Below are 15808 nucleotides of genomic sequence, written 5' to 3' on the forward strand. Positions count from 1 at the left end.
GAGTTCGGTGACGATAATCGGCCACGCCAGTTCGAACATTGGACGTTTGAGGTCACCCTCGGTGAGTGAACCTCCTTCGGGGACAGACACTGAACCTGTGAGACACGCGGCGTGCGTTTCAAGGCGTCGATAATTTTCTCAGGAGGTCGAGCGCGGCAGACTCTCCCGAGTCAAAAACGCGCCCAAGAGAGACGACTCGCGTGGCGAGGCGAGAACTCAGAAAGCGAGCGCGAGAAAACGAATGGTGGGTTCGAGTCGTTACGGTGCTTCGCCAGTCTCGATGGCGAAGTCGGCCTTCGGGTAGGCCACACACGTCAGGGTGTACCCGTTGTCCATCTCGTCGTCGGAGAGGGTCTCTTGCGTGTGGTGGGTCACGTACTCTTCGGCGGGTCCGTTGGTAATCTTCGCGGCACAGGAGACACACGAACCCTGGCGGCACGCGTACGGAAGGTCCATCCCTGCGTCTTCACCCTGGTCGAGGACCGTCTGGTTGCTCGCCAGTTCGATGGTCTCACCTTGCTTGACGAACTCGACTTCGAAGTACTCGACTTCGTCTTCGGGCATGTCCGCGGGGCTCGGTTCTTCCTCTTCGGCTTCTTCGCCTTCGAGTTCGGCACCTTCTTCGCCACCGGCGATTGCACCAGCGACCGCGCCACCGCCGATGGAGCGGTTCATTGGTTCGGGGAAGTCGGTCTCCGGGACGGTCGCCGCACGGCGCTCGAGGACCTCTTGCGTGATGTCGGCGGTTGGTTCCCAACCGGTGCCCTTCGAGAAGTGCAGGGCGACGGCGAGGAGTACCAGGACTAATCCGGCCCCGACACCCACCAGACTGATGACTGCCATGAGGGCGGATATGGAGGGAGGGGTTAAGGAAATTGTGATTGTGGCGCCGTCGCCGAACTGTCAAATCCGCCGGGGAGACGGCGTCGACGGGTAAGTTCCCACAATATTTCGGGGCGACCTGTGTTGGTGCCCGTTTTCTGTCGACGCGGTTACTCGTCTTTTCGCGCGACTTCGTGACGGCCGAACCCGTATCGAAGTCGGTTGGCGAGGCGGCGCGAGAATCGGTCGTCGGCGCGCGACCCGAAGCGCTCGGCGAGCGACTGGTAGATGAGCGGAACGGGCACTTCCTGTTCGAGTGCTTCTTGGACCGTCCACGTGCCAGTCGACCCGCCAGCGATGTGGTCGTCCACGTCGCCGAGGTCGGTCCCTTCCTCGCGGAACGCCTCTTCGCAGAGTTCGAGGAGCCACGAGCGGATGACTGCACCGTTGTTCCACGTGCGCGCGACCGCTTCGAGGTCGAGGTCGTAGCGGCCCTCGGCGAGCAGTTCAAAGCCTTCGCCGTAGGCCTGCATCAGCGCGTATTCGACGCCGTTGTGGACCATCTTCACGTAGTGGCCGGACCCTGCTTCGCCCATCCGGTCGTGGCCATCGGGGTTGGTCGCGACGGCGTCGAAGACGGGTGTCATCTCGTCGTAGGCCCACTGCGGGCCACCAATCATGAGTGAGAAGCCGAGTTCGGCCCCGGCGGGACCGCCGGAGGTTCCACAGTCGAGGTACGCCGCGGAACATGCTTCGGCACGACGAACCGACGCCTCGAAGTGTGAGTTGCCGCCGTCGACGACCACGTCGTCTGCGTCGAGGTGCGGGTCGAGGTCGTCGAGCGTCGCGTCCACCGCGTCGCCCGCGGGGACCATGAGCCAGATTCGCTTGTCGTCTCCGAGTCGGTCGGCGAGGTCAGCGACGCTCTCGGCGGGTTCTGCGCCCGCGTCTGCCGCTGCTGCGACTGCCTCTTCGGAGAGGTCGAAGGCGACGACTTCGTGCCCGGCATCGAGCACTCGGTCGACGACGATGCGCCCCATACGGCCGAGGCCGATGACGCCTAGTTGCATGCGACGGAGTCGTCTTCGGGGGGAGGTAGTGGTTGTGGTTTGGCGCGCAGGACGAACGAGTCGGCCCGGCCGAACTCGTTTTCAGAGTCGGTCGAGTATCGCGTCCGACAGGAGACTACCGGCGTCGGCATCGACCCGGAAGAACAGTTCGGGTTCGATGAGTTCGACTTCGAGGAGGACGAAGTCGCCGTCTCGTTCGACGCCGTCGACGCGGGCGTACAGCGGACGGTCGCCACCCATCTCGTCGGCAACTGCGTCGACGACGTCTCTCGCGTGGTCACGGAGCGTCTCGCTCGGTGTCTCGACGTGGACGCTCCCGCCGTGTTTCTCTTGGACGCGGTAATCTCCCGACTCCGGGCGTTTGACGACGGCGTGGCTGAACTCGTCGCCGAAGAACACGACCGACCACTCGCCGTCGGTGATGTCGTCTGCGAACTCCTGGACGAGTACGTCCTTCTGTGCGACGAGTGCTTCGACCCACGACTGCTCTGCTTCGGCGTCCTCGCGGCCGATTCGTTTCGTCTCGAACGCGCCGGCGCTCACCGCAGGTTTGACGACGAGTTCGTCCCACCCTCTGTCGTCGAAGACCGACGTGAGCGACACGTCACCGCCCTGTTCGACGTACTCGGTCGGGAGCGTCGAGACGCCGTGTCGCTCCAAGTCCCGCAGGTAGAACTTGTGGCTGTTCCAGCGGAGTGTCTCGACCGAGTTCAACACTGTACAGGACGAGGCGTCGAGTTCGTCGACCCACGCGCTGAACTCGTCGGGGCGCTTGTAGTAGTCCCAAATCGACCTGACGACGACGGCGTCGTAGTCGTTCCACTCGACAGTTTCGTCGGACCAGACGGTCGGTTCTGCGGTCACGCCTCGGTCACGGAGTGCGTCGAGAAACGACGCGTCGTCGTCGACGAGCGAGGGGAGTTCTTCACAGGTGGCGAGTGCGATGGAGGTCACGGGATGGTGTGTCGCACGTCGGGCGATAAGCGTTCTGTCACGATTCTCGGAGATGGGTGCGTCACGGTCGCCAGACGCCGACGTTTTTACCGCCCCCCGCGAGGTCCGCGTATGGACGAACGCATCTACGAGCACGCCGAGGTACTCGTCGATTGGAGCGCACGAATCGAGGCCGGCGACGACGTGGTCCTTTCGGTCGGTGAGGGCGCTCACGACCTCGCTGTCGCCGTCGCCGAGGCACTCGGTGAACGCGGCGCGAACGTCGTCACGACCTACGCATCAGAGGAGGTTCAGCGCGCGTACCTGCGCGCCCACGACGGCGACTTCGAACTCCCGGAACACGAACTCGCACTCTACGAGGCGGCCGATTCGGTCCTCTTCCTCGGTGGCACGCGAAACACGGCCACGACGGCAGACGTGCCAACCGAGACACGGCAAGCCTACGGCCGTGCCACGGAAGCAGTTCGTGAGGCTCGTATGGCGACCGACTGGGTTTCGACGGTCCACCCCACACGAGCGATGGCCCAGCAGGCCGGCATGTCCTACGAGGAGTACGCCGACTTCGTCTACGATGCCGTCCTCCGCGATTGGGAGGCCCTCGCCGACGAGATGGCGAACATGAAAGAGATTCTCGACGACGGGTCGGAGGTCCGAATCGTCAAGGAAGACACCGACCTCACGATGTCCATCGAGGGGCGGACGGCGGTCAACTCCGGTGCGTCTGTCGTCTACGACTCACACAACCTCCCGTCCGGCGAGGTGTTCACCGCACCCGTCGAAGACGCCGTCGAGGGCGAGGTGTTCTTCGACGTGCCGATGACGCTCGAAGGCCACCGCGTCGAGAACGTCCACCTCACGTTCGAAGGTGGTGAAGTCGTAGACTTCAGCGCGGGACAGGGTGAAGAGGCACTCGCCGGCATCCTCGATACCGACGAGGGCGCACGCCGTCTCGGCGAACTCGGCATCGGCATGAATCGCGGCATCGACCGCTTTACCGACAGTATCCTCTTCGACGAGAAGATGGGCGACACCATCCACCTCGCCGTCGGGCGCGCCTACGACGCCTGCCTCCCCGAGGGCGAAGACGGCAACCAGTCTGCAGTCCACGTAGACATGATAACCGACATGAGCGAGGACTCGCGCATCGAAGTCGACGGCGAAGTCGTCCAGCGGAATGGCGTCTTCCGCTGGGAAGACGGCTTTTAACGTGGCCTGTCGTTCCGCTTAGGAGGGCGATACGACACGGAGACGAAGGGTTAGGACGTTCTGTTGGAGAGGTTGGCTCGGCGACTGTCGTCGTCTGTCGCACTCGTCTTCGACGTGTCAGAATAATAGTCTACTATTCGCTATTGATACGTGGTAACTATACGCCTACCAAAGTGCGCTGACAGACTAGCTCCTTTATGGCACATTCTAGCCGGACGAGGCGGCGGTTCCTTCAACTGGCGGGGAGTGGCACAGTTCTGAGTCTTGCTGGTTGTCTCGGGGGTGGTGGGTCTCAAGAGACTGAGACGACGACAACCGAGGAGATGACGGAAGAAGAACACGAAGAGGAACTTCCAGAGGGTGTCTCCGAAGAGGAGTTCGAGCGCGGTCCGGTTCCCGAAGAGTACCGGACAGCGCTGTCTCAGGCGAACGAGGAACGAGACCCAGACCGCTTGCTCGCGAAGCCAGACGTCCAATTCCAGGAGGCAGACGCAGCGTTCGAGGCGGGACTCGCCGTCGAAGGGACGAACTGTGGGAACTGCGCGGAGTACATCCCGGACAAGAACGGCGACGGGTTCGGGGCGTGCGCGAAAGTCGAGGGGTACGTCGACCCCGAAGACTGGTGCGTCCTCTGGGAGTCTATCGAAGAAGCCGAAGCGGAAGCAGAGCAGACGGCGGAAGGCGACGGAGAAGACCACGAAGAGGAACTCCCGGAAGGCGTCTCCGAAGAGGAGTTCGAGCGCGGACCGGTCCCAGAGGCGTACCGGACCGCGTTGTCACAGGCGAACGAAGAACGAGACCCAGACCGCTTGTTCACGAAAGAGGAAGTTCAGTTCCAAGAAGCGGACGACGCTGTCGCAGCAGGATTCGCCGACGAAGGCAGCGACTGTGGGAACTGCGCGGAGTACATCCCGGACAAGAACGGTGACGGGTTCGGGGCGTGCGCGAAAGTCGAAGGCTACATCGACCCCGAAGACTGGTGTGTCGTCTGGGAGTCTATCGAAGACGCAGAAGCAGAACAAGAGAGCTAACTCGGACTTACTCTTGGGCCACCCCGATGTGCTTCAGCACGCCGCCACAGCGGGGACACAGCTGTTCGTGGACGCCGTGCCCAGAGCGGTAGCCACACGAGACACACTCGTACCACGCCCGTTCGACGAGCACTTCGGTCGGTCGTTCGACCAGTTCTTCGGGACGGCGCTCGGCCAGTTCGGTCGGTTCCGGTTCGACGAGTTCTCTCGACTCCGCTTCCACGAGGTCTGTCGGCTCGCGTGTGGTGATATCGTCGGTCATGCGTGTCCATACGCTGTGCTAGGAGTTAACTGTTGACACAGTCGTTCTCAGGCGTGATCGTTCCGAATTCGGGCGTCTCGCGGGGTTTCGACGGGACTGGTCCCGAGACACGCTTTCGACGTACTTTTTATCCGCGACCGTTTTCATCCGCGCATGGCAGAATTCATGGTCGTCGTCGCCGACCCCGACTCCGGCGAGACCCACCAGTTCGACGTCGAAGGACAGGACGCAAACCGATTCCTCGGCCGTGACCTCGGTGACGAGGTCGACGGCGGTGCCGTCGGCCTCGACGGATTCACGCTCGAACTGACGGGCGGGTCCGACAAGGCCGGTCGTCCGATGCACCCCGAAGTCCCCGGTTCGAACCTCAAGGAAATCCTCAGCGAAGGCGGCATCGGCTACGCTCCGTCCCGTGACGGCGAGCGCAAGCGTGTCACCGTCCGCGGTCGTCAGGTCTCCGAAGAGACCGTCCAGATCAACGCGAAGGTCGTCGAAGGCGGCGACGTCGCCGCCGCACTCGGCGAAGACGACGACGAAGAAGAAGCAGACGAGTAAGCTTTCTCGCTACTCTCTTTCGTGCCCGAGCAACTACCATCCGACCATCCGTCGGTCCAGACGTTCCGCGCGAGCATCGCCCGCAGCGGCGGCACTCGTCGCCCCTGTCTGCGCGTCCCCGACGAGGTCCCGGCCGCCGGCGGCGACTTCGTTCGCCTCCACCTCGACGGAACAGCCTACCACGCTCGTCTCTCCGCCGACACCTCTGGTCTCGTGATTCGCGGTGCGTACGACAACAAACGCCTCGCACGGTCGCCCGGCGAGGGTGAGAACCGCCTCGTCGAGTGGTGTCGCGAGAACGACCGCGGCCCAGACGATGCCGTCGAACTCGACTCGCTCGACGGTGGCTACCAGTTCGGTCTCCGCGTCCCCGGTGTCCGTACCGTCTACCGAATCACAGAGCGTCCGAACGACTCACTTTCGAGTATCGCGGAGAAGTTCGGGTTGTCGGACGAGTAGTTAGCTCGGCCGGTGCAGTTCAGCCGGGCGAGTAGTTAGCTCGGCCGGCCCACCTTACCGGGCGAGTCAGTCGCCTCCAGCCACGCAGATACACGCCGCTTTTAGGGCCTGATTCCCCTAGGCGGGGTATGAGCAAGGTAGCGGAGTACCTCGCGGGCGAGCGCCTCGACGACGTGGCGCTCTTTCTGACACACGAGTATCTCGACAGCGAAGGCAAACTCCCGAACATGGGCGAAGAGGTCGAAAACGGGTACATCCTCGTCGTCCCCGGCGACGACGGACGCCGCGCGTTCGCCGCCGGAACGGGGATGGACGCGATGGAATTCGCCCAGACGGCGATGGGCAACGACGGCGACATCGACCACGACCTGAGTGGCGGCACCTGCCCCGACGCGGCACCCGACGAGAACCACGAAGCGAAGTTCATCTTCTCGTTCGCCGAGGCGCAAAACGAGGAGGTCGGCGGTATCTACGAAGACGGCGACGTCGTCCACGCCTACGCGAAGTGCACCTGCGGGACGACGTACTCCGACCGCTGGGTCGTCGACGACGAATAACGCGACGACAGTTCTGAGTCGGTCTTACCGGTCCGTCTCGATATCTTCTTCTTCTTCTTCTTCTTCTGGCATCTCCGCGACGCGTTCGAACGCGTTGAGGATGACGCGCTTCGTGGTCGCACCCTGCGTCGTCCAGTGGTGGGCGTAGTCGAGCATGTCGTCGTAGATGTCGGGTTTGCACCCGGCGGCCTTCGGGTGGCCACCGCCGTTGACGAGGTCGGCGACTTCGTGACAGCGTTCGAAATCCTCCGACCCACGGATACTCGCGCTTCCGGCGGGTTTGACGATGACCGCGGCGTCGGCGCCCTTCTCGCGGAGGGCGTCTGCCACTTCGTTCTGCGAACAGCGACCGTAGGTGATGCCGACGGTCCAGTCACCGACCGCCTTCATGTCTGCGCGGTCCACGGCGGCCTCGATGAGGTTCTCTTTCTCGATGCGACGGTGTGCGATGTAGTCTTCGACGACAGGCGGGAGGTCAGCACCGTAGGCACCGACGACGGCGACGTACTCCTCCTTCGAGGTCCAGTAGGCGTAGTCGGCGAGGTCCTGACTCCGCTCGTCTTCGTTCAGCCAGAGGTCGTGGTCGCGAGTGACCGCGGCGAGTTCGACGAATCGGTCGTCGAAGTCGTAGTCGAGTTCGCGGAGTGCCACGTCGGTCGAACATTCTTCGTCGGACTCGCCGACGACGAGGTCCACGCCTGCCTCGCGAACCTTCGATTCGACCTCGGGTTTCCACTGGTGGTGGTCGTACCAGTGAATCGCACCGGCAACCTCGGCGAGTGCTTCGAGTTCGTCTTCGACGTACTCGTACTTGTCCGGACAGAGGTCACAGACGAACACGTCGATGCCTTCTGGCGCGTACTCGGCGACGCGCAGCAGGTCGTCTTCGAGCGAGTACGGACTCGACCCGACGAGCGCGACGGGCGATTTGGGTCGCTCTTCTTCCTCTTCAGCAACGTCGACGACGGCGTCTTCGGCTTCGGCGTCGTCTTCGACTGCTTCTTCCTCGTCGTCGTCGCGCAGTCGCTCTTCGATGCGGTCTTCGAAGTCTTCGACGTCGAGGGCGGCGTCGTACATCTCGCGGATGAGCGCGACACACCCGAGGCCGTCGGCGTCAGTGTCGGTGACGACGGCGACCGAGGCGCCTTCGAGTTTCTCTCTGGCACGCTCTTCGGCGCGCGATTCGTCGAGCGAGTCGGGGTAGAAAAAGCCCGCTCCCGGGAGGACAGACTTTCGGGGGAGCGAGAGTCGAGAACTGTCGATGAGCTCGTCTTCCATACCAGCGGGTCGAACGCGACGGGGAAAACTCCTGCCGATTGTCTCGGAGTGCGGTCGCTCTGGTCGGAGACGGGCCGTCTCCGTGTCGCCGTCGCCCACTCAGGCCGGTTCTTCGCCGAGGAGTGTGTCGACCGACCCCTCTTCGAGTTGCCGAACTGTCAGCACCGGGACGGGGCAGGTTCGGACGACACGTTCGGCGACGCTCCCGATGAGGAAGCGGTTCTCGCCGTGACGGCCGCGGGTACCCATCGCGACTAAATCTGCGTCGACTTCGCGGGCGTAGTTCGAAATCTCGGCCGCTGGCCGGCCCTCACGCACCGCGAACGTCACCTCTCGGTCGGTCTCCGCTTGCACATCTGCCAGCGCTTCCTCACCGCGTTCTTGGAGTGCGTCGCGCATCTCGTCGCGGAGTCGCTCCGGGGCAGTCTCCACGTCGCCGGCGTCGACGACGTACAGTGCGTGCACGTCGGCGTCGAATCGCTCGGCGAGGTCGGCGGCGACCCGGACGCCGCGGCGGACACTCGCCGACCCGTCCGTGGCGATGACGATGGTGTCGAACATGTCCACGGGTTCTCCGTGCGAGGTGATAAAACCCGTCCGGGTCGGCGAGATGTAGGGACGGTGGGTGAGTTTTTTGTCGTCCCCCGACGGAGGTGGGGACATGTCATCGCGCCCGCTCTCTATCGACCTCGTCCTCGTGCCGGTCGACCAAAGCGAGGAGGCGACGCGTGCGGCCCGGTACGCCGTCGCCGTCGCGGCCGAGTACGACGCCGCAGTCCACGCTGTCCACGTCCTCGGCGAGGACGTCGTCCGCGCTATCGAGCAGGGCGTCGTCGACCAAGACGCAGTCGCCGAAGACAGTAAAGCTGTCACCGACACGATTTCGGCGATTGCCCACGATGCCGGCGTCCCTATCACCACGTCTGTCGCGTACGGGTTCTCGCCGACGAGCAAACTCCGTCATCCCGGTAGCGTCGTCCTCGACACCGCAGAAGAACTCGAAGCCGACTTCGTGGTCGTGCCGCGCGAACCCGTCTCTGGCGACCCGGGTGAGGTCCTCGCGAAGGCCGCCGAGTACGTCCTCTTGTACGCGAGTCAGCCCGTTCTGTCGGCCTGACGACCGACCGGCGTTTCGCCGTCGAACGGCCAGTTATTCGTCAGGCTCTGAGAGACGGATGGTCATCTCTAACTCGAAACTCTCGGCGTCGCTGGTCTCGAAGCCGACGTTCTGGTAGAGGTTGACCGCGGCACGGTTCCAACGCTCGACGGTGAGCCACACCTTCTCGACGCCAGAGACGCGTCCGTGTCCGAGGAGTGCCTTGATGAGTCGCGTGCCGATACCCGCACGCTGGTAGGTCTGGTGGACGAAGATGGCGAGTTCGTACGCGTCGCCGTCGGGGACGAGCGTCGCGTGGCCCGCCACGTCGTCACCGTCCCACGCGACGACGTTCAGGCAATCGTCGTCGAGGATGTTGTCTAACCAGTCGCGGATGCGGTCTTCGCGTCCCGGAGGGATGCCCTGTGCCCGGTCTGAGGGGTCGAACGACTCGTACATGTCGACGAGTGACTCCAGTTCCTCGTCCGTGCCCTCGTAGGCGCGTACCTCGATGGTTCTGTCGTCCTTGTCGGTGAACGACAGGGGCGGGGCCTCGTACGGGTCTGCGACGACGTCGGAGTACGTTCGAGTCATCGGACTAGCGTGACCGTCACGTGGGAGTTGAGGAGGACGAACTCCGCGATGCTCCCGATCTGTATCTTCCCCATCGGACTCGTTTCACCGCCGCCCAAGACGAGTTGGTCGAATCCCTCGTCTTCGGCAAAGTCGACGAGCGAACTTCCGGGGTCGCCTTCGAGGTGGCGGACCGTCGCGTCGATACCGAGGCCAGAGAGCACCTCCGAGACCTTCGATTCGATGTCGTCGCGTGAGCGCTCTACGGACGGGTTCTCGACGATAGCGATGGTCAGGTCGTCGTCGGCGTTCGCCGTTCGTTCGACCGTCTTCTCCAACGCTCGGATGGAATCGTCGCTGCCACCGATTCCGAGCAGTACCTTCATGATTCCCATTCTCGCGGGGATGATAGAAAACCCTTGCCCGGACTCGGGGGACGAGATGGTCCCCCTCGTCGTCGCGGAACCCTTTTCGGCCGTGCCGCGGTACCCCGCGGTATGACAGACGAGTTTGGTGAGGCTGACCAGGGGTCGGCCGACGCCGAGATGGGGTCGGACCCGACCGAACCGGTCGAAGACGACGACCCGTCGGCGTCTTCGTCGGCCGACACAGCAGGGGCGGATGCAGAATCGGAGGCTGGTGTGGAGATGGAAGACGCGGCGGAGACGGAGTCGGGCGCCGATACAGGTGCAGCGTCGGACGCCGATGTGAGTGATAGACCGGACGCCGATGCGAGTGACGAGGACGAGAACGATGCGGCGGACGCCGACACCGAATCGGCTACCGACACCGACGCCGAGTCGGATACCGAACCGGAGGCCGACGTCCCGGAGGACGTACAGAAGTACGCCCGTTTCAAGAAGGTTGACGGCGCGCAGTACGACCGCGTCAACGACTTCCTCCGCGAGCGAACGTACGTGACGGCGCGCGAGTGGGCCATCGCACGCCTCTGTGCCGACTTCCGCACCGAGACGGGCGTCGAGATGACGAAAATCGGTGAGAACCTCCCCGAACTCGTCCCCTTCATGACCGACACGTACTCGCCGCAAGCAGTCAATCAGGCGCGGTCTGCGTTCCGCGACAAGGTGCGCAAGTCGGGCGCGACGTTCCTCTACGGCGCGATGTCCGGATTCTTCACGGCCGAAGAACTCGACGAGATGATGTACGAGGTCACCGAGATTGCGAAGTTCCTCCTCGAAGTCGAAGGCGTCGACCTCTCTGTCGAAGAAGAACTGGAGGCCGAAGAGCGCATCTCCAGCGTCATGCGCGAGGTTCGCGAGGCGAGTACCGAACTCCGAAGCGAAGAACTCTCGAACGACGACTAAGGAAACAGCGGGTCCGGGTCGGACTGGACGAGTTCGACGCGCCGGTCTGCTTCGACGGGTCGGACGTAGAGGCGTAATTCTCCCTGTTCGCGCGCTTTCTTCGCCATCACGTCGACCTTGTCTACGCCGTAGTAGAGTGGGACGACCACGGCCGTCCCCGTTTCTGCGGCCTGAACCACGGAGACGGCGAACACCGTCCCGCCCTCGCGGGCGCGGTACACGTCGTACCTGTCGAACGCGGCGTCTTCGACCCACTCGGAGAGTGTCTCGAACTCACTCCCCGGCACGAGGACGTCGAACCCGACGCGGTCCGTCGCGTCCGGCAGGTTCGCGGGAGGGAGCACGGTCACGTCACCGGGGTGGAGAACGAGTGTCTCCCAGCCTTCCGACTCGTACTCCTCGGCGGTCGCTTCGGCGTCTTCGACCACCGTCTCCCAGAACGACAACACTCCTTCGAGTGCGTGCGGGTCTCCCGCGTTCGGCCCGCGCGTTCGCGGCGGCGTCTGCTCGTCGGTCATGTGTGTCGTTGTCTCGGTGGGTCCGACGGGAAAAGGATTCGCTTGTCGGACTCCGGCGGTGTGTGGGTGGAGGGCGTACTGGGGTGGGACCGAGACAGGAACTGCGGGAGCGGATTATTCCCTGACGTTCTCGCCCGTCACGTCGCCGAACTCCTCGCCGTCCCAGACCATCTCGCCGCGGAGCATCGTCCACTCGGGGAAGACGCCGGTGAAGCCCTCGAACGGGGTCCAGCCACACTTCGAGTGCAGGTCGTCGCCGCGAATCTCGCGTGCGGCGTCGAGGTCGTAGAGTGCGAGGTCGGCGTCTGCGCCCGCTTCGATACGACCCTTCTGCGGCAGGTCGAAGATGTCCGCGGGGTTCGTCGCGACCACGTCGCGGACACGTTCGAGCGACAGGTCGCCATCGACGGCGGCACCGAGGAGGAGTGGGACCATCGTCTCGACGCCGGGGACGCCACTCGGCGCGTCGAGGAGTGACTGGTCTTTCTCGTCGGTCGTGTGCGGCGCGTGGTCGGTCGCGACCACGTCGATTCGGCCGTCTGCGAGACGCTCGAACATGGCTTCCCGGCGTTCTTCTGACCGGAGTGGCGGGTTCATCCGGCCGTAGGTGCCGAGGTCCGACAGGTCGTCTCGCGAGAGGAACAGGTGGTGCGGCGTCACTTCACAGGTCGCCCCGCCGTCGCGGGCGGCGTCGACGCCCTCGGGCGTGCTGGTGTGGGCGATGTGAATCTGCGCACCCGTCTCGCCGCCGACACCGACGGCGCGTTCGACGGCCGCCGCTTCTGCCTCGGCGCGGCGGTAGGCACTCCACGCGTCGGCGTCGGCGTCGCGGCCGATGCCACCGAGGTCACCCTCGATGGCCGCGTCGTCGAACAGGTCGGCGTCTTCGGCGTGGACGGTCACGGGCACGCCTGCTTCGCCCGCGCGCTTGGCGGCCGACTCGAACAGGTCGGCGTCGATGCCCATGTCGCCGGTCGAATCGGCGAGGAACACTTCACCGAGGGCGAACAGGGGTCGGTCGAAGAGGCTCTCGGGGTCCCAGTCGGGTGTGACACCGCCGTTGATGCCGTAGTCGATACACGACTTCGCGGCACGCTCGGCCTTCGCGTCGAACCCCTCTCCGCTCGTCGTGGTCGGGTCCGTGTTCGGTTGGTCGGCGACAGTCGTCACCCCGCCTGCGGCGGCGCTCTGTGACCCGGTCTCCCACGTCTCTTTGTGTTCGAATCCCGGTTCGCGGAAGTGGACGTGGACGTCGATTGCGCCCGGCAGGAGGAGGTTCTCGTCGGCGTCGATGGTCGCTTCGTCGGCGACTGGGTCGAGGTCACCGACCGCGGTGATGCGTCCGTCTTCGACGCGGACATCCACCACGCGCCCGTCGGCCACCGTCGCGTTCGCAATTCGCATAGGAGGGGGTGCCACGCGACGCGCCCTAAGTCCGACGGTTCGGGTGACGCTTCTCGCCCTCGGTTACGCCAGGTCGCTCGCGTCTTCGAGTCGTGGCGTCGCGTCGTCGACGAACACGTCTTCGAGTGCTCGGCAGACTGCCTCTGGGTCGGCCGGTCCACCCGCAGTGTCGACGCTGCCGACTGATTCCGGGTCGAACGGAACGTCGATTGCGTCGTAGATAGGGACGAGCACCTCGGCGATTTCGTCTCTGTCGGTGACGACGACGACGCCCGAGACGAGTGCAGACGACTTCCGCACTCGCTGGGCGAGGCCGCAGAGTTTCCCGCCGGCCTGCACCGAGTGGTCGCCCGGACAGTACGACTTCGGTGGTTCGCCGCGTCGCGCAGGCACGCCGAGTGTCCGAAGTGCGCGGACGACTGCCGTCGTCGCTGCCTCGTATCGTTCGTCGAGGCCGGCACGGGAATCGTCCAGCGGAACCGCCGAGGCGAACGCGACGGTCGTTCCGGTGTAGGCGACTGCTCGGCCGCCGACGGAGCGTTCGAGTGCGGGGAACCCACTGGACTCGGCGGCGGCGACGGCCTCGTCGTATCGACTCGCTCGCGTGTCGCGCCGGCCGAACGCAATCTGTCGGTGCGGCGTCCACGCGCGGAAGGCGGGTTCGCCCGTCTCGCCAGTCTCGCGGAGCATAGCCGCCGTAATCTCCCGGTCGGACACCCTGTCGGGCCCACGACCACGGATGACGCGCATACCTGTCCGAAACACCCCGACGTACCTAAGAACATCCGTCCCGTCCCGACGACCATGCTGCGACTGCCGCGGTCGGTCCTCGCCCCTTTCGAGCGATTCTCACTCTACAACTCGCCGTATCCCGCGCACGATAGCGGGTGCGCCATCGACCTCTACGTCGACGCCGACGACGCAGTCGCTCGGTCGCCCGTCGCGGGCGTCGTCCGCGAGACGCGTACCGTCCGCGCACCCGATAAACCGTACGCCCACGACGACGAGTACCTCGTCTTGCTCGACGTTGACGCCAACGCCACTGGGTTGGCGTGGACCGGCGACGGTAGCGACGACCCGCGTGATGGACTCGTCGCCCGCATTCTCCACGTCGAACCCGACGTCGCCGCAGGTGACACCGTCGCAGTCGGCGACCCAATCGGCCGACTCGTCAGGTCTGGCTTTTTCGCGCCGTGGGTCACGAATCACGTCCACCTCGGCTTTCGCCCGGCGACGGCGAACCACCACCGTGCTCGGGGGTCGCTCCCCCTCGACGTCGATGTCTCCGTCTCACCGCTCGATTGGGACGGACGTGGGACCGTCGTCGACGTCGGGGAGACGTTCGTCGTCCTCGACCGACCGACGCGGGAGGGACAGGCCGACCCGGACGCGTTCGTCGGGCTTGGAAGCGACGAGGGCGTCGTCTTAGACGGCGGACTCGCCCACTATGGGTTCGGTGGGACACTCTCACCCGTCGCAGACGGGCACTCGCTCTCGTTGCTCGGCGCGGACCTCGGCCGGACGGCCGGACGCGACGTTCCGTGGGCCGACTTCGACGTCTTCGCCAATGGAAAGCGAGCGACTGGATTGTCGTTGTTCGCCTCCCGTGGCGACTTCGGGACGAAAGTCGTCTTCCCCGGCCACGACTTCGCCGTCGGCGACGACGTCGAGGTGACGATTCGACCGAGTGACGACCCGATTCGACTCGGGTGACCGAGGGGTCGCCGGTCCACGAGTGTGGAGATTTCTGCGAATCATCGACCTGACAGCTGTTCTGGTATCTGGATGGTATTTAAATTCATTTACTATGAAAGGTCTACTGTCCGGAAATAATATGTCTGTATCTCACTTACCTATCTTCGCTCGTGAGAAACAGTACGCGACCCATCGTCGAGTTGTGGGTGTCTTTCGAAACCCCACTCCACCTGACTGATGCCTGACGACGAGACGTCCGCCGGGTACGAAGTCGAACTCGGCTACCCCCTCGGTGATTCGTACCTGGGAACCGCGCTCGAAGACTCGGACCTCGAAATCACGTTCGTCCCGGGTGTCCCTATCTCGAGTGACCCCGTTCCCTACTTCACCACAACCGGTCCGAACGTCGACAGTATCGAAGACGTTCTGGACTCACACGCCAACGTCGAGCACTTCGAACTCGTGTCGAGTGGACCCGAGCGGCGGTTGTATCGCTGTCAGTGGTCACTGCAAGACGGTGGTATCATCTCGACGATTCAGGCACACGACGGCATCGTTCGGGAGATGGTCGGAACGAAAGATGGGTGGACCCTTTCGGTCTTCTTCCCGACCAACGACCACGCCGCACAGTTCCACGACACGTGCCTCGACCGGCGTCTCGAAATCGACGTCCGTCGGGTCGAACCGTCCAGTGTGGACGAGCGTCACCCTGCCACTTCCGACCTCTCGGAGAAACAACTGACGGCACTCGAACTCGCGTTCTCACAGGGGTACTTCGAGACGCCGAAAGAAGCCTCTCTCGCCGACATCGCCGACGATATCGGCATCTCTGAACAGGCACTCTCCCAGCGAATCCGTCGGGCACTCAATCGCCTCGTCGCGTCGTCGGTTGACGACACAGACCGCGAATACTCACAGTAAAAAAGTTCACTCGCTCCCGTGGCGCTCGGAAGCAGTGAAACACGTGGGGGGATGTCAGTACGCCACTGTGATGGTGCCTCTG

General features: G+C 64.2%; 18 protein-coding genes and 2 pseudogenes. 9 read left to right on the forward strand and 11 right to left on the reverse strand.

Features of this window, described 5'->3' with window-relative positions:
* Positions 1-258: 258 nt before the first annotated feature.
* The 3 genes and pseudogenes from AUR66_RS01870 to AUR66_RS01880 form a co-directional block, all read right to left on the reverse strand.
* Positions 259-843 carry a 2Fe-2S iron-sulfur cluster-binding protein gene (locus tag AUR66_RS01870; RefSeq protein ID WP_058570826.1) on the reverse strand — a complete coding sequence of 195 codons (585 nt, stop codon included), beginning with the start codon at positions 841-843 and terminating at the stop codon, positions 259-261.
* 149 nt (positions 844-992) lie between these two features.
* Positions 993-1913, reverse strand: a pseudogene (gnd, locus tag AUR66_RS01875) (phosphogluconate dehydrogenase (NAD(+)-dependent, decarboxylating)); the annotation flags it as partial.
* Positions 1914-1973: 60 nt separating this feature from the next.
* Entirely contained in the window at positions 1974-2846 is an 873-nt protein-coding gene (locus AUR66_RS01880; protein WP_058570828.1) for an ATP-grasp domain-containing protein, read from the reverse strand.
* Between the two features lie 111 nt (positions 2847-2957).
* On the opposite strand from AUR66_RS01880, the gene AUR66_RS01885 reads away from it, so the two are divergent.
* Both AUR66_RS01885 and AUR66_RS21635 read left to right on the forward strand, forming a co-directional pair.
* Entirely contained in the window at positions 2958-4052 is a 1095-nt protein-coding gene (locus AUR66_RS01885; protein WP_058570829.1) for an aminopeptidase, read from the forward strand.
* Positions 4053-4249: 197 nt separating this feature from the next.
* Positions 4250-4735 (forward strand): annotated as a pseudogene (locus tag AUR66_RS21635) (high-potential iron-sulfur protein); the annotation flags it as partial.
* 355 nt (positions 4736-5090) lie between these two features.
* Here the strand turns inward: AUR66_RS21635 and AUR66_RS01900 are convergent.
* Complete coding sequence (locus AUR66_RS01900; RefSeq protein WP_058570830.1) at positions 5091-5345, reverse strand: rubrerythrin-like domain-containing protein; 255 nt, start codon at positions 5343-5345, stop codon at positions 5091-5093.
* 153 nt (positions 5346-5498) lie between these two features.
* Between AUR66_RS01900 and AUR66_RS01905 the strand changes: the two genes are divergently transcribed.
* The 3 genes from AUR66_RS01905 to AUR66_RS01915 all read left to right on the forward strand — a co-directional run bounded on the left by AUR66_RS01905 (position 5499) and on the right by AUR66_RS01915 (position 6916).
* Positions 5499-5900: a 30S ribosomal protein S6e gene (locus AUR66_RS01905; protein ID WP_058570831.1), complete on the forward strand. Its 402-nt coding sequence runs from the start codon at positions 5499-5501 to the stop codon at positions 5898-5900.
* Positions 5901-5921: 21 nt separating this feature from the next.
* Positions 5922-6359, forward strand: coding sequence for a DUF7112 family protein (locus AUR66_RS01910; protein WP_058570832.1), 438 nt, complete (start codon positions 5922-5924; stop codon positions 6357-6359).
* 128 nt (positions 6360-6487) lie between these two features.
* Positions 6488-6916, forward strand: coding sequence for a DUF5807 family protein (locus tag AUR66_RS01915; protein ID WP_058570833.1), 429 nt, complete (start codon positions 6488-6490; stop codon positions 6914-6916).
* Positions 6917-6940: 24 nt separating this feature from the next.
* On the opposite strand, the gene AUR66_RS01920 is transcribed toward AUR66_RS01915, so the two are convergent.
* Positions 6941-8194, reverse strand: a complete 1254-nt coding sequence (locus tag AUR66_RS01920; RefSeq protein ID WP_058570834.1) for a DHH family phosphoesterase — start codon at positions 8192-8194, stop codon at positions 6941-6943.
* Positions 8195-8293: 99 nt separating this feature from the next.
* Complete coding sequence (locus AUR66_RS01925; RefSeq protein WP_058570872.1) at positions 8294-8755, reverse strand: universal stress protein; 462 nt, start codon at positions 8753-8755, stop codon at positions 8294-8296.
* A gap of 100 nt (positions 8756-8855) precedes the next feature.
* Here AUR66_RS01925 and AUR66_RS01930 point away from each other — a divergent pair, with 100 nt between their 5' ends.
* Positions 8856-9311 carry a universal stress protein gene (locus AUR66_RS01930; RefSeq protein WP_058570835.1) on the forward strand — a complete coding sequence of 152 codons (456 nt, stop codon included), beginning with the start codon at positions 8856-8858 and terminating at the stop codon, positions 9309-9311.
* Between the two features lie 33 nt (positions 9312-9344).
* Here AUR66_RS01930 and AUR66_RS01935 read toward each other — a convergent pair whose 3' ends face one another.
* Positions 9345-9884 (reverse strand): GNAT family N-acetyltransferase, encoded by a 540-nt coding sequence (locus AUR66_RS01935; protein ID WP_058570836.1) that lies wholly within the window; start codon positions 9882-9884, stop codon positions 9345-9347.
* On the reverse strand, positions 9881-10249 hold the full coding sequence (locus AUR66_RS01940) for a universal stress protein (RefSeq protein ID WP_058570873.1): 369 nt from the start codon (positions 10247-10249) through the stop codon (positions 9881-9883). Before AUR66_RS01940 ends, AUR66_RS01935 begins: the two co-directional genes overlap by 4 nt.
* 111 nt (positions 10250-10360) lie before the next feature.
* Here AUR66_RS01940 and AUR66_RS01945 point away from each other — a divergent pair, with 111 nt between their 5' ends.
* Entirely contained in the window at positions 10361-11188 is an 828-nt protein-coding gene (locus AUR66_RS01945) for a DUF5806 family protein (RefSeq protein WP_058570837.1), read from the forward strand.
* On the opposite strand, the gene AUR66_RS01950 is transcribed toward AUR66_RS01945, so the two are convergent.
* From AUR66_RS01950 to AUR66_RS01960, 3 genes are all read right to left on the reverse strand, one after another.
* Positions 11185-11706, reverse strand: coding sequence for a DUF7529 family protein (locus tag AUR66_RS01950; protein WP_058570838.1), 522 nt, complete (start codon positions 11704-11706; stop codon positions 11185-11187). The genes AUR66_RS01945 and AUR66_RS01950 overlap by 4 nt on opposite strands.
* A gap of 114 nt (positions 11707-11820) precedes the next feature.
* Positions 11821-13110, reverse strand: coding sequence for a dihydroorotase (locus tag AUR66_RS01955; RefSeq protein WP_058570839.1), 1290 nt, complete (start codon positions 13108-13110; stop codon positions 11821-11823).
* 63 nt (positions 13111-13173) lie between these two features.
* On the reverse strand, positions 13174-13860 hold the full coding sequence (locus AUR66_RS01960; RefSeq protein WP_058570840.1) for a lipoate--protein ligase family protein: 687 nt from the start codon (positions 13858-13860) through the stop codon (positions 13174-13176).
* A gap of 54 nt (positions 13861-13914) precedes the next feature.
* Between AUR66_RS01960 and AUR66_RS01965 the strand changes: the two genes are divergently transcribed.
* Entirely contained in the window at positions 13915-14823 is a 909-nt protein-coding gene (locus AUR66_RS01965; protein ID WP_058570841.1) for a hypothetical protein, read from the forward strand.
* Positions 14824-15042: 219 nt separating this feature from the next.
* Complete coding sequence (locus AUR66_RS01970) at positions 15043-15726, forward strand: helix-turn-helix domain-containing protein (RefSeq protein ID WP_058570842.1); 684 nt, start codon at positions 15043-15045, stop codon at positions 15724-15726.
* The last annotated feature ends 82 nt before the right edge of the window (positions 15727-15808 follow it).

It is taken from the genome of Haloferax profundi (genome assembly GCF_001469865.1).
In the GTDB taxonomy this organism is placed as follows: domain Archaea; phylum Halobacteriota; class Halobacteria; order Halobacteriales; family Haloferacaceae; genus Haloferax; species Haloferax profundi.

What these genes read in the sequence shown, in the direction of transcription:
- AUR66_RS01885 (WP_058570829.1), top strand. Translation starts at nt 2,958, where the DNA reads ATGGACGAACGCATCTACGAGCACGCCGAGGTACTCGTCGATTGGAGC.
- AUR66_RS01950 (WP_058570838.1), bottom strand. Translation starts at nt 11,706, where the DNA reads ATGACCGACGAGCAGACGCCGCCGCGAACGCGCGGGCCGAACGCGGGA.
- AUR66_RS01965 (WP_058570841.1), top strand. Translation starts at nt 13,915, where the DNA reads ATGCTGCGACTGCCGCGGTCGGTCCTCGCCCCTTTCGAGCGATTCTCA.
- AUR66_RS01900 (WP_058570830.1), bottom strand. Translation starts at nt 5,345, where the DNA reads ATGACCGACGATATCACCACACGCGAGCCGACAGACCTCGTGGAAGCG.
- AUR66_RS01940 (WP_058570873.1), bottom strand. Translation starts at nt 10,249, where the DNA reads ATGAAGGTACTGCTCGGAATCGGTGGCAGCGACGATTCCATCCGAGCG.
- AUR66_RS01915 (WP_058570833.1), top strand. Translation starts at nt 6,488, where the DNA reads ATGAGCAAGGTAGCGGAGTACCTCGCGGGCGAGCGCCTCGACGACGTG.
- AUR66_RS01945 (WP_058570837.1), top strand. Translation starts at nt 10,361, where the DNA reads ATGACAGACGAGTTTGGTGAGGCTGACCAGGGGTCGGCCGACGCCGAG.
- AUR66_RS01970 (WP_058570842.1), top strand. Translation starts at nt 15,043, where the DNA reads ATGCCTGACGACGAGACGTCCGCCGGGTACGAAGTCGAACTCGGCTAC.
- AUR66_RS01930 (WP_058570835.1), top strand. Translation starts at nt 8,856, where the DNA reads ATGTCATCGCGCCCGCTCTCTATCGACCTCGTCCTCGTGCCGGTCGAC.
- AUR66_RS01905 (WP_058570831.1), top strand. Translation starts at nt 5,499, where the DNA reads ATGGCAGAATTCATGGTCGTCGTCGCCGACCCCGACTCCGGCGAGACC.
- AUR66_RS01920 (WP_058570834.1), bottom strand. Translation starts at nt 8,194, where the DNA reads ATGGAAGACGAGCTCATCGACAGTTCTCGACTCTCGCTCCCCCGAAAG.
- AUR66_RS01925 (WP_058570872.1), bottom strand. Translation starts at nt 8,755, where the DNA reads ATGTTCGACACCATCGTCATCGCCACGGACGGGTCGGCGAGTGTCCGC.
- AUR66_RS01960 (WP_058570840.1), bottom strand. Translation starts at nt 13,860, where the DNA reads ATGCGCGTCATCCGTGGTCGTGGGCCCGACAGGGTGTCCGACCGGGAG.
- AUR66_RS01935 (WP_058570836.1), bottom strand. Translation starts at nt 9,884, where the DNA reads ATGACTCGAACGTACTCCGACGTCGTCGCAGACCCGTACGAGGCCCCG.
- AUR66_RS01870 (WP_058570826.1), bottom strand. Translation starts at nt 843, where the DNA reads ATGGCAGTCATCAGTCTGGTGGGTGTCGGGGCCGGATTAGTCCTGGTA.
- AUR66_RS01955 (WP_058570839.1), bottom strand. Translation starts at nt 13,110, where the DNA reads ATGCGAATTGCGAACGCGACGGTGGCCGACGGGCGCGTGGTGGATGTC.